The 11816-nt window shown below is 69.3% G+C and carries 9 protein-coding genes; 2 read left to right on the top strand and 7 right to left on the bottom strand.

Features of this window, described 5'->3' with window-relative positions; translation table 11 throughout:
• Window positions 1-630: 630 nt before the first annotated feature.
• The gene (locus LRQ07_RS14875) at window positions 631-1551 is read left to right on the top strand and encodes a HipA domain-containing protein (protein WP_131492272.1); all 921 of its coding nucleotides are present in this window, start codon (window positions 631-633) and stop codon (window positions 1549-1551) included.
• 71 nt (window positions 1552-1622) lie between these two features.
• On the opposite strand, the gene aztD is transcribed toward LRQ07_RS14875, so the two are convergent.
• From aztD to aztB, 4 genes are read right to left on the bottom strand one after another with little or no spacing between them, the layout of a single operon-like run.
• Complete coding sequence (aztD, locus tag LRQ07_RS14870; protein ID WP_256535074.1) at window positions 1623-2831, bottom strand: zinc metallochaperone AztD; 1209 nt, start codon at window positions 2829-2831, stop codon at window positions 1623-1625.
• A 38-nt stretch (window positions 2832-2869) separates the two neighbouring features.
• Window positions 2870-3790, bottom strand: coding sequence for a zinc ABC transporter substrate-binding protein AztC (gene aztC / locus LRQ07_RS14865; protein ID WP_256535073.1), 921 nt, complete (start codon window positions 3788-3790; stop codon window positions 2870-2872).
• On the bottom strand, window positions 3787-4986 hold the full coding sequence (locus LRQ07_RS14860; RefSeq protein WP_256535072.1) for an ABC transporter: 1200 nt from the start codon (window positions 4984-4986) through the stop codon (window positions 3787-3789). Before LRQ07_RS14860 ends, aztC begins: the two co-directional genes overlap by 4 nt.
• The gene (aztB, locus tag LRQ07_RS14855) at window positions 4983-5897 is read right to left on the bottom strand and encodes a zinc ABC transporter permease AztB (protein WP_256535071.1); all 915 of its coding nucleotides are present in this window, start codon (window positions 5895-5897) and stop codon (window positions 4983-4985) included. Before aztB ends, LRQ07_RS14860 begins: the two co-directional genes overlap by 4 nt.
• A 54-nt stretch (window positions 5898-5951) precedes the next feature.
• Here aztB and LRQ07_RS14850 point away from each other — a divergent pair, with 54 nt between their 5' ends.
• Window positions 5952-6575, top strand: a complete 624-nt coding sequence (locus LRQ07_RS14850; RefSeq protein ID WP_256535070.1) for a metal ABC transporter ATP-binding protein — start codon at window positions 5952-5954, stop codon at window positions 6573-6575.
• Window positions 6576-6580: 5 nt separating this feature from the next.
• On the opposite strand, the gene LRQ07_RS14845 is transcribed toward LRQ07_RS14850, so the two are convergent.
• Genes LRQ07_RS14845 through LRQ07_RS14835 form a run of 3 tightly spaced genes read right to left on the bottom strand, consistent with a single transcriptional unit; the run spans window position 6581 to window position 11766 of the window.
• The gene (locus tag LRQ07_RS14845) at window positions 6581-7288 is read right to left on the bottom strand and encodes a haloacid dehalogenase type II (protein WP_256535069.1); all 708 of its coding nucleotides are present in this window, start codon (window positions 7286-7288) and stop codon (window positions 6581-6583) included.
• Between the two features lie 54 nt (window positions 7289-7342).
• Window positions 7343-9451, bottom strand: a complete 2109-nt coding sequence (locus tag LRQ07_RS14840; RefSeq protein WP_256535068.1) for a heavy metal translocating P-type ATPase — start codon at window positions 9449-9451, stop codon at window positions 7343-7345.
• Window positions 9448-11766, bottom strand: coding sequence for a heavy metal translocating P-type ATPase (locus LRQ07_RS14835; RefSeq protein WP_232763415.1), 2319 nt, complete (start codon window positions 11764-11766; stop codon window positions 9448-9450). The genes LRQ07_RS14840 and LRQ07_RS14835 overlap by 4 nt, the downstream gene beginning before the upstream one ends.
• Between the last annotated feature and the right edge of the window lie 50 nt (window positions 11767-11816).

Below are 11816 nucleotides of genomic sequence, written 5' to 3'. Positions count from 1 at the left end.
GATGTGAAGAAACTCCACACATGCGCGCATGCGCACACGCACACATGTTAGTTCTCTCGGAATCGCGGTACATCCGGTACATGCGCGCTTGGACGCTGGCTTTCCCCAGTTCGGCAGCGATTTCAGGGCGTACCGATTTCGTTAGTCGCCGCGGTACGCGGCGACTTTCGATGTTCCACCCCCGCGGGGGGTATTTACCCCTGAACTGGTCATTCTCGGGTTCGAGAAGCGTACCGGTTATTCGGTACGCTCAACCCCATCTGACCAGTCACGGCGTAGAACCGTTTCTATTTTATTTACTTTCGGGTCGGCCGAACCGGGGGCAACCCGTTTCTTCGTAGTACGCCTCGATGGCAGCTCTAGGTGCTAGCGCTCGCTTTGCGGGGCATCGCTTTTTAGCCGTGGAGGGCCTGGGTCTCCGCCCATTCGCGGTACTCGCGGTCGGAACCAGGAGCGCGGTCGTCGTGTGCGGCCGCGAACGCTTCGATCTTCGCGTAGTGTTCCCGCCACGCTGCTTCATAATCCTCGGATGCCTGGACGACAGTGAGCAGCTTGATGGCGTTCCATGGGAAGAGGTAACCGGGAGCGCGCGCGGCGAAGCAATCGCGGTCATCTTCGAAACCGACAGTGATGGCATCCCCGCTGGACGCGAGGTATACGCCGATTTCGTCGACGTGCAGGACCCGTCCTTGCAGGATCGTTCGGTCGTCAGATTACGTGACGATGCGCGCGGCGCGCGCGCTCGACCTGCGAGTCGCAAGGGTGGAGATCCTCGATTTCGCCGGCGTCCGCGCTTTCGTCACGACGCGGTTCGATCGCCGCCTCACCGCCGAGGGCGCCGTCGCCAGGATCCACCAGGAGGACTTCTGCCAGGCGCTCGGCGTCTATCCGTCGCGCAAGTATGAGGAGGACGGCGGTCCGACGATGGCCGACATGGTGCAGTTGGTCGACCGCGCTTCGTCACCGTTCTACCGAGGCAAGGATCACGTCGAGCTCGCCGATCTGTTCGTCTTCAATCTGCTCGTGGCAGGCGTCGACGCTCACGCGAAGAACCACAGCATGCTGCACGTCGGGAACGCGACGCGGCTCGCGCCGGCCTACGATCTCATCTCGGCGCACGGGTTCTGGGAGGAAGACCGGGTCATGTTCAGATCCAGCGCGGCGGTGAAGTACGGCAAGGAGCGCCGGTATCGTCAGATCTCCGGCCGCAACATCGCGCGCGCCGCCGACGTCCTGGGCGTACGACGTGAACTCATGCGAGAAACCATCAACGCGATGGCGCCCCGCCTCCACGGAGCGTTCGAAGCCGCGGTCGCCGAAGTCCCGGCCGACATGGTCACTCCGCGGCTGCGGGAAATGCCCGCGCGTATCCAGACCTTCGCCGACGAGTTCGTGCGCCGCGCGAACGGCGAGGACCTGAGTCTGAGCGCGCTGCCTCGCTTCACGGAGGCGAACGCGGTCGATCTTCCTGTCAGGCGGATCTGGGAACCGGGCGAGTGGCGCGGTGACCGATGGGTCACGGGTCGCTATCTCGGCCGAAGCGCGCGCTGATCGTACGGCACGAAAGCGGGCAGGGCGTCCGATGAGGACGCCCTGCCCGCCGGTGCCCGCGAACGCCGGGGTCAGCCGATGGCCACCGCGATCTCGTTCGGGGTGTGGTCGAGCTCGACCGAGGCGATGATCTCCCCGGTGGTGAGGTCCACGGCGTGGACACTGTTCGCGGCGGGCTCGGTGATGTACGCGATGTCGCCGTCGACCTTGATCGCCGGGTGCGCGTCCTGCCACTGGGTCGGACCCTCCCACGCCTCGATCACGGGGTAGGACTCGGTGAGCTCGCCCGTCTCGGGGTCGAGGACGTGGATCTGCCCGTCGGTCGACAGGATGTAGGCGAGGTCGCCGGGGCCGCGTGCGATGTCGCGGAAGGTGTACTGCACCTCGGCAGGCAGCTCGACGACATCGAGGGTCTCGGCGGCGGTGTCGATCAGCGTGACGGCATTCAGCAGGTAGCCCTCCGCGTCCGGGTCGTTCTTGTAGTCGCCGACGACGATCGGGCTGGTCTCCGAGACGAAGGCGTTGCCCATGCGGCCGTACGCGTCCGGTGCCGCGAGCTTCGTGAAGGCTTCGTCCTTGAACAGCAGCGCACCGTTCTCGCAACCGAAGATCACGGCTTCCTCGGCCGCGGTGCCTTCCCCGTGGATGCCGGGGCACTCGGCGTTGACGGCGGCCTCGTCCCAGTGGTCGTCGTGTGCGTGCAAGGCCGTGGCCCCGGTGCGCGACGTCTCGTCGCCGACCGTGGTGAGCAGCGAACCGTCCTCGAGCACGATCGAGACACCGTGGTGCGGGGCATCGGCGGAGTACGTCGTGGTCTCGGGAAGAGCGTCGTAGCCGTCGGCGAAGCCGTCGGTCGGCACGATCGTGGTCGTTCCGGTGCCGTCGTCGAAGAGCACGGTGTTCTCCCCGTGGATGACGACGTGCCCGGCAGCGGTCGCCTCGAACAGTGCGTCGGTGAGGGCGGGCTCGGCGGTGTCGAGCATCTGGAACCCTGCGGAGGTGGTGACGGCGATGGTGCGGCCGTCGCCGAACGGGTTCAGGCGGGTGAACTCCTCGGTCTCGAACTCGTCGACGACCTCAAGCGTCTCGGGGTCGAGCACCGCGATCCCTCCGGGGTACGAGATCGCGACGCGTCCCGTCTCGCTCGCGGTGGTGCCTGACTTCTCGTCCGTGGGCGCGGTGTCGCCTGCTCCGCCCGCACCGCCGGCGCAGGCGGTGGCGAGCAGCGAGACGCCTGCCAGCGCCGCGACAGCGGCACTCATCCTCATGTGTCGCTTCATTGTGTTTCCTCTCGTATCGGGCCCCGGTCGGGGTCCATTCATGGGGTCAGTCCGTCGGCGATGCGGTCCGTGTTGGCGCGCATCATCGTCAGGTAGGTGTCGGCGCCCTCGCCGGGGTCGGTGAGGGACTCGGTGAACAGCTCGATGACCTCGACCTGGACGTCGGCCTCGGCGGCCAGCACCTGGATGAGTCGGTCCGGCTGCGAGGATTCGGCGAAGATCGTGCGCACTCCTTCCTCGTCGATCGCATCGGTGAGATCGCGCAGGTCGGCAGCGCTCGGCGCGGCGAGGGTCGTGCCCCCGGGGATCACGGCGCCGATGAGGCGGAAGTCGAAGCGGTCCGCGAGGTAGCCGAAGACGTGGTGGTTCGTCACGAGTGCTCGTCGTTCCACGGGGATCGCGGCGAACGTAGCCGACATCTCCTCGTCGAGCTCGGTGAGTTCGCCGCGATACGTCTCGGCATTGCTGCGGACCTGCGCGACGTCGATCCCGTCCACTTCGGCCAGCGCTTCCTCCACCGCGTCCACGACATCGACCATGCGCGCCGGATCGGTCCAGAAATGCGGATCGTCCGCCCCGCTCGCGTCTTCGGAGCTGTAGGGCAGCACGTCGATCACGTCGCCGGCCACGACCGTCGGGACTCCCGCGGCTGCGGTGCGATCGATGTGCTGCTGGAGCCCCTCCTCGAGGCCCAGTCCGTTCATCACGAGCAGGTCGGCGCCATCCATCCGTGCGGCCTCCTGGGCGGAGATCTCGAACGAGTGCGGGTCGGCGTTCGGCTTCATCAGGATGGTGACCTCGGCCGCATCGCCGGTGAGATTCTCTACGACGTCGCCGAGGATGTTCGTGGTGACCACGATCTGCGGTCGATCCGACGCCGCCGTGCCGGTGCACCCCGCGAGGCCGGCAAGGACCACGGTCGTCGCGATCAGCAGGGAGGACGCTCGCAGCGATCTCATCGCCCGACCTCCGCGACGAACGAGGGAGCCGTGGGCGTCTCGAGGGAACGAGCGACGCGGGCGGCATCGGCGTAGTCGACCTCGTGTACGACGCCGGCGGCCGGGTCGCTGACGTAGGCCCGCTGCTCGTCGACGGTGAGCGAGGAAGCGGCGCCGCCGTCGGCGAGCAGAGGATCAGTGGCGCCGACGAGTGCACCGTCGTCGGCGAGATGCACGACGATCCGCCCGTCGATGTCGATGGCGACCACATGCCCCTCGGCGTCGTCCACGGCGACGACGTGCGTCAGCGGACGTTCGGTGGGCACCAGGGTCCAGGTGCGCTCCCGGGAGTCGAGCAGCCAGAAGCCGGTCGTCCCCGCGACGGCGGCGACCGTCGGACGACCCTTTCGGCCGTCGAACGACAGGGCGCGCTCGACGGCGCCTGACGGGTAGGGGATGCGCTCGACGGTGAGGCCCGCGTCCTGCCAGGCCGCCAGGACCGCACCGTCTGCGCACCCGACGACGAGTCCGACGCGGGTGGTGATCGCTCCCGAGGCGTCGGCGCAGTCGACCGGGGACTCCGCGGGCTCGCCGTCGCTGTCGTGATAGACGAGCGTGTCGTCGACGGCCACGAGTGCGCCCTCTCCGATCGGGGCGACCAGGCCGGTGTCCGCGTTCACCTCGATGCGGAACAGCTCATCGAGCCGTCCTTCGGAGAGTGCCTTGTTGTCGAGCAGCACCGCCTCGCGGCTGCCGCCGAAGAACACGCCGGTGGCCCCGGCCGTCGACAGCGGGCCCGTCACGACGGTGGCGACGCCCTCGCCGACGACCGTGCCCAGAAGCGCGGGCTCGGCGAGGTAGTAGTGGAAGTGGTCGCCGTGATCCCAGCTCCATCGGCCCGAGTCGATCACCTCCACGCCCTCTTCCGTGGTCACGAACCCGTAGCGTCCATCGCTCGCGAGCGCCGACGGAGCTGCCGTGCGGTCGAGGGTGGTCGCTTCCTCGGTCCGCAGGTCGAGCACGGCGGCGTTCCCCGCGGCATCGATGGACAGCAGACCCAGAGGCGGCTCGGCGACCTCCTCAGCGCCGGCGATCGCGCCGTGGCCGTCTCCGGACGCCGGGGTCGCGGGCGGTGAGTTCTCCGGAGCAGAGGCGCACGCACTGAGCGCGACGATCGTCAGGGCGGCGGGGAGGAGCCGGAGGGGGCGCGGAATCATCGGGTCCTTTCGGTGAGCGCGACGGCAGGAACATCGGGCGATGCGCGTCGCGGGGATGCGGATTCGGGGCGCTCGACGGGATGGCGCCGGCGAACGGCACGGGTCAGAAGCGAACGTGCGGCTGCGGAGAGAGCGGCCAGCAGCACGGCCGCGGTGGCGATCGAGGCCCCCGCCGCCACCGCGAAGTGCCAGGAGGCGAAGAGGCCGACCAGGACGGCGGCGGCGCCCACGAGGGAGGCCCCGAGCATGGTCGTGGGGATCCGCGTCGTCCAGGCCCGGGCGGCGACGGAGGGGGCGAGGAGCAGACCGACGACGAGGAGCGTGCCCACGGCCTGGAAAGACGCGACGACGGCGAGCGTCACGAGGGCGACGAGCACCACGTGCGCGAGCTGGGGGCGCAACCCGAGCGTGCGGGCGATGCGCGGATCGAATGCCGTCGCCACGAAGGCGCGATGGAAGGCGGACGCGACACCGACCGTGACGACGGCGGCGACGAGGAGCATCGCGATGTCGTCGGGGCGGATGGCGAGGATGTCGCCGAACAGCAGAGCGGTCGCGTCCGTGGCGAAGCTGCGGGAGTGGGAGACGATGATCACGCCGAGCGAGAGCATGGCGACGAACAGCAGACCGATGCTCGTGTCGTACGAGAGCCGGCCCCGTCGCTGAAGGAGGCCGATCGCGGCGCTCATGGCGGCAGCGCTCAGAGCCGCGCCGAGCAGGACCGGGGCGCCGACCACGGTGGCGAGCGCGACGCCGGGCAGCATTCCGTGGCCGATCGCCTCGCCGAGGAAAGCCATGCCGCGGATCACGACCCACGTGCCCACGACCCCGCAGATCACGGCCACGAGCACCCCGCCGCACAGGGCACGGACGAAGAACTCCACGGCGAACGGTTCGAGCAGGAAGGGCACGAGAGGAGACTCTATATGAGAATGAGAATGATTATCAATTGCTAGGCTGAGGCGATGAAAGAGAGCTCTGCGCTGTCCGCGCGCGACGTGTGCTTCGGGTACTCCGACGATGACGTGCTGCACTCCGTCACGGTCGATGTCCATTCCGGGGAGATCGTCGCACTGGCCGGGCACAACGGGTCGGGCAAGTCGACACTGGTCCAGATCCTCGCCGGTGTGAAGGTCCCTCGGCGGGGTGCGGTGCGCCGCCGAGGGGCCCTCGCGCTCGTCGTGCAGCGTCCTGCCGTGCCGGATGCGTTGCCCGTGTCAGCGGCGGATGTGGTGCGCATCGGGACGTGGAAGCGAGGGCGACGCCTCTCCCGCGTCACCGCGCGTCGAGCGGTGGATCGGGCCCTCGACCGCGTCGGTATGTCGGAGCTCGCCGACCGGCCGTTGTCAGAATTGTCCGGCGGGCAGCGGCAGCGGGTGTTCCTCGCGCAGGGGATCGTGTGTGAGCCCGACGTCCTGCTGCTGGACGAGGCGGCTGCCGGTCTCGATCGCGAGAGTGCTGCCCGGATGCAGGAGATCCTTCGGGAAGAGGCCGCTCGCGGCGTCGCAGTGTGCACCGTCACCCACGACGACGCTGCCGTACTCGCCGCCGACCGTGTCATCCGGCTGGAGCGCGGGCGAGTGATCTGAGCGACCTACTCCGTCTCCGCCCGCAGGCGCATCTCGAGGTCCGCGAGGCTGGTGGCGTGGATGTCGAACCGCTCGCCCGGGGAAGGCGGGTCGGCGTCGGGCCGAGGCACGTAGGCCGTGCGCATGCCTGCAGCCCGCGCCGCTCTGAGGTCCCACGCGTGGGCCGCGACCATGAGCGGGGGACGACCGCTCGCCGGGACGCTCGCCATCGCCAACTCGTACATCGCCGCGGCAGGCTTGTAGGTGCCGGCGTCCTCCGCGGAGAGCAACTGGTGCCAGCGGAAGCCCGCGTGGACGCTCAGGCCGGTCAGCACCCGGCGACTCGCATTCGACAATCCCACGACGGTGGCGACTTCGGCGAGGGATCGCAGGCCCGCAGCGGAGTCCTCCCAGGGCGGGCTGAAAGCCGAGGCGCCCGCGAGCGCTGGAACAGCGGCGGAGGGTAGGACGCCTGCAGAGGCGAGATGCTCCAGGACCTCGGCGTCGAGCTGATCGCTGTTCGCGAAGGCACGTTCACCGCGGACGACGGCCCGTTCCTGTTCGGCCACCCCGCTCAGCCACTCGTCGACGATCGCGGTCGCCTCTTCGCGGTCGAGGCCGGTCGCGGCCTCGACCCGGCGTCGGAGACCTTCCGCCTGATTCACCAGAGTGCCCAGCACGTCGAACACGGCCACGACGCGCTCCGGCGCCACTTCACGGGATCCGTCGATCATGCAGAAGAGAACACGTCCGGAGCGCGGACTGTTCCGCCGCGCTCCAGCGAGAGCTCACGCGGGATCGTCGACGGACCGGGTGTGCGCGTCGGGGGCGAGGTCGATCCGACGCAGCAGTTGGGCGTTCAGCGCGACGACGACCGTCGACAACGACATCAGGATCGCTCCGACCGACATCGGCAGGACGAATCCGATCGGCGCGAGGACTCCGGCGGCGAGGGGCACCGACACGAGGTTGTAGCCCGCCGCCCACCACAGGTTCTGCTTCATCTTGCGGTACGTGGCGCGCGACAGCTCGATCACGGAGATCACCGAGCGGGGGTCGGAGCTCGCGAGGATCACGCCGGCCGAGGCGATGGCGACGTCGGTCCCCGCCCCGATCGCGATGCCCACGTCGGCCTGCGAAAGTGCCGGCGCATCGTTCACGCCGTCGCCGACCATCGCCACCTTCTTGCCCTCGCGTTGCAGCTCCGCGACTTTGGCGGACTTGTCCTCGGGGCGCACCCCGGCGAAGACCCGGTCGATGCCGAGCTCGGCAGCCACCGATTCGGCCACAGCCTGCGCATCCCCGGTGATCATGACGACCTCGACGCCCCGACGGTGGAGGGCGTTCACGGCCTCGCGGGATTCGGGGCGGATCTCGTCGGCGAGGCGCAGTCCGCCGACCACGCGGCCGTCGAGGATGACGTGGAGGATGATGGCGCCCTCTTCGCGCCACTCGTCCGCGGCGGCGATCTCGTCACTGCCGACCTCGTCGAGGAGCTTCGGGCCGCCGACACGGACCTCCGCGCCGTCGACGGTCGCTGTGACGCCCACCGCCGGGGACGAGGTGAATCCGGATGCAGGAAGGACCGCGAGGCTCTTCTCCTCGGCTGCCCGTACGATCGCCCGGGCCAGGGGGTGCTCGCTGTCCGCTTCGGCGGAGGCGGCGAGGACGAGCAGCCGATCGGCGTCCACCTCACCGGTCGGCTCGATCGCCGTGACCGTCGGAGCGCCCTTGGTCAGAGTGCCCGTCTTGTCGAACAGGACGGCGTCGATCGTGCGCATGCTCTCCAACGCGAGTCGGTCCTTGATCAGCACGCCGCCACGTGCGGCCCGCTCGGTGGCGATCGACACCACCAGCGGGATCGCGAGCCCGAGGGCGTGGGGGCAGGCGATGACCAGCACGGTGATGCTGCGGACCACGGCGGCGTCTGGATTCCCTACCACCGTCCACACCACGGCGGTGAGCGCGGCGGACAGCAGCGCGAACCAGAACAGCAGCGCGGCGGCGCGGTCGGCGATGCGCTGCGCACGGGACGAGGAGTTCTGTGCCTCCGTCACCAGTCGTTGGATGCCGGCGAGGGCGGTGTCGTCGCCCGTAGCGGTGATCTCCACCCGAAGGCCCGAGTCGGTGGCGACGGTGCCCGCGGTGACGGTGTCACCGGTGGACCGCGTGACGGGGCGGGATTCGCCGGTCACCATCGACTCGTCCATCGCGGCGGTCCCGTCGATGATGCGGCCGTCGGCCGGGACGCTCCCGCCGGGACGGACGACGACGACATCGCCGACGGCGAGCTCCGCGGGGGAGACCGTGACGGTCGTGTCCCCTTCGACCCGCTCGGCCTCGTCGGGCAGCAGGGCGGCGAGCGAGTCGAGGGCCGACGTCGTCTGCGCGAGCGATCGCATCTCGATCCAGTGTCCGAGGAGCATGATGACGATGAGGAGTGCCAGCTCCCACCAGAACTCGAGCTCGTGGTGGAGCAGTCCGAGCGTCGCGCCCCAGGAGGCGAAGAAGGCCACGGTGATGGCGAGCCCGATGAGCAGCATCATCCCCGGCGTGCGGGTCCGGAGCTCGCTGACGGCGCCGGTCAGGAACGGCCAGCCACCCCAGACGTACATGACGGTGCCCAGCACCGGAGCGACGAACTGCGCCCAGCCCGGGACGTCGTACCCGAAGAGCATCGCGAACATCGGAGAGAACGCCACCACGGGCACCGCGATGACGAGGTTGATCCAGAACAGGCGCCGGAACTGCCCGACGTGATCACCGTGCCCCGCGTGACCGCCGTGCCCTCCGTGTCCGCCGTGCCCTCCGTGTCCCTCGGGGGTCTCGTGCCCCGTGTGCCCGGAGTCGACGGCGGTGGGGGCTTGTGCGTCCTGGTGCGCGTGCGGCTCGTTCATGCGTGATCCTTCCTCAGAGCGGGGCGGGTGGCTCGACGGGAGCGTCCTCGTCGCGTGACGCTCGTGAACCCGCGCAGGCGCAGGCTGTTGCCGACCACGAACACGCTCGACAGCGCCATCGCTGCACCGGCGAGCATGGGGTTGAGCATGCCGAGCGCCGCGACCGGGATGGCGGCGACGTTGTAGGCGAAGGCCCAGAACAGGTTGGTCTTGATCGTTCCGAGCGTCTTGCGCGACAGGCGGATCGCGTCGACCGCGCTGCGCAGGTCACCGCGTACCAGCGTGATGTCCGATGCCTCGATCGCCACGTCCGCGCCGGTGCCCATCGCGAGTCCGAGGTCGGCCTGGGCGAGGGCGGGGGCGTCGTTGACACCGTCGCCGATCATCGCCACCGTCTTGCCCTCGCGCTGGAGCCGGACGACCACGTCGACCTTGTCCTTCGGGAGGACCTCCGCGATCACCTCCGTGATCCCCACTTCCGCCGCGATCTGCCGTGCCACCGTCTCGTTGTCCCCGGTGAGCAGGATGGGGGTCAGTCCCATCGCCTGGAAGTGGCCGATCGCCTCGGCGCTGCTCGGCTTGATCGTGTCCGCGACGACGAGGATGCCGCGTGCGTGTCCGTCCCAGCCGACCGCGACGACGGTCTTACCCTCGCCCTCGGCCTTGACCTTCGCCGAGGAGAGGCTCGGACTCAGCCTCTGCGACCACTCGGCGAGGAGCGACTCGCGTCCCACGAGCACGGCATGGCCTTCGATGACGCCCTGCACGCCCCTTCCTTCGAGGTTCGTGAACTCCTCCGGTGTGGGCAGCGCCCCAACCTCCCTGGTGGCACCCGCGGCGATTGCCTGCGCGATGGGATGCTCCGAGGCATCTTCCACCGCCCCGGCCAGCCGCAGCAGCGTCGCGCGGTCGGTGCCGGGCTCCACGATGACGTCGACCAGGGTCATCCTGCCGGTGGTGACCGTTCCGGTCTTGTCGAGCAGCACGGTGTCGACCCGGCGGGTGGATTCCAGGACTTCCGGGCCCTTGATGAGCACGCCCATCTGCGCCCCTCGACCGGTCCCGACCAGCAGGGCCGTGGGCGTGGCGAGCCCGAGCGCGCACGGGCACGCGATGACGAGGACGGCCACCGCCGCCGTGAATGCCGCGGCGACGGGGAACCCCGCGACGAGCCAGCCACCGAGCGTCACGAGGGCGATCACGATCACGATCGGGACGAACACCCCGGAGATCCTGTCGGCGAGACGCTGCACCTCCGCCTTCCCGGTCTGCGCGTCCTCGACGAGTCTGGCCATCTGTGCCAACTGGGTGTCCGCGCCGATCCGGGTCGCGCGGACCACGAGCCGCCCCCCGACGTTCGTGGTCGCGCCGGTGACGCTGCCGCCCGGGGCCACCTCGACCGGCACGGATTCACCGGTCAGCATCGAGGCATCGACGGCCGACGTTCCGGAGACCACGAGGCCGTCGGTCGCGATCTTCTCGCCCGGTCGCACGACGAACTCATCGCCCACCCGGAGGTCTTCGACCGGGATCCTCGTCTCCGCACCGCCGCGCAGCACGGCGACCTCTTTCGCGCCGAGTTCGAGGAGCGCGCGCAGAGCCGCGCCGGCCTGCTTCTTCGACCGCTTCTCGAAGTAGCGCCCCGCGAGGACGAACATCGTCACGCCGGCCCCCACCTCGAGGTAGATGTTCGCCGCCCCATCGGAGGGAGCCAGTGCGAACTCGAACGGGTGCGTCATGCCCGGCATGCCTGCGGTGCCGAAGAAGAGCGCGTACAGCGACCAGAGGAAGGCGGCCGAGGTTCCCATCGAGATGAGCGTGTCCATCGTGGCCGTTCCGTGGCGCAGGTTCGTCCACGCGGCCTTGTGGAACGGCCAGCCCGCCCACGTGATCACCGGGGCGGCCAGCGCGAGCGAGGCCCACTGCCAGTACGTGAACTGCAGCGCGGGGATCATGGCCATCGCGATCACGGGCACCGTCAGCACGATCGCGCCGATCAGTCGGTTGCGCAGCGAGAGCAGCTCAGGATCGGTGTCGTCGGTGTCGCCGCCTGTGGCCGCGTCCTTCCTCTTCCCCCGTGGCGCAGCGACGACCGCGGAATACCCGGTCTTCTCCACCTCGGCGATCAGGAGCGCTGCGTCGTAGTCGTCCGGGACCGAGACGCTCGCCTTCTCCGTCGCGTAGTTGACGGTCGCCACGACGCCGTCGAGCTTGTTCAGCTTCTTCTCGATGCGCATGGCGCAGGAGGCGCAGGTCATCCCGCCGATCTCGAGCTCGACGCCCGATCCCATGCTCGGAAGTGCTGATGTGCCCATGGTCCTATCCTTCTCCTGATCGTCGTCGGTGGGCTCAGTGAGAGACTGTG

Origin of the sequence: Microbacterium sp. J1-1 (genome assembly GCF_024498615.1) — a bacterium.
Classification (GTDB): Bacteria; Actinomycetota; Actinomycetes; order Actinomycetales; family Microbacteriaceae; genus Microbacterium; species Microbacterium aurugineum.
Note: the sequence above shows the minus strand (reverse complement) of the source record. Positions and strands in the feature narration are given on the sequence as shown.

Coding starts and splice junctions, on each gene's coding strand:
- LRQ07_RS14875 (WP_131492272.1), top strand. CDS start 631: ATGGCATCCCCGCTGGACGCGAGGTATACGCCGATTTCGTCGACGTGC.
- aztD (WP_256535074.1), bottom strand. CDS start 2,831: ATGAAGCGACACATGAGGATGAGTGCCGCTGTCGCGGCGCTGGCAGGC.
- aztC (WP_256535073.1), bottom strand. CDS start 3,790: ATGAGATCGCTGCGAGCGTCCTCCCTGCTGATCGCGACGACCGTGGTC.
- LRQ07_RS14860 (WP_256535072.1), bottom strand. CDS start 4,986: ATGATTCCGCGCCCCCTCCGGCTCCTCCCCGCCGCCCTGACGATCGTC.
- LRQ07_RS14850 (WP_256535070.1), top strand. CDS start 5,952: ATGAAAGAGAGCTCTGCGCTGTCCGCGCGCGACGTGTGCTTCGGGTAC.
- LRQ07_RS14845 (WP_256535069.1), bottom strand. CDS start 7,288: ATGATCGACGGATCCCGTGAAGTGGCGCCGGAGCGCGTCGTGGCCGTG.
- LRQ07_RS14840 (WP_256535068.1), bottom strand. CDS start 9,451: ATGAACGAGCCGCACGCGCACCAGGACGCACAAGCCCCCACCGCCGTC.
- LRQ07_RS14835 (WP_232763415.1), bottom strand. CDS start 11,766: ATGGGCACATCAGCACTTCCGAGCATGGGATCGGGCGTCGAGCTCGAG.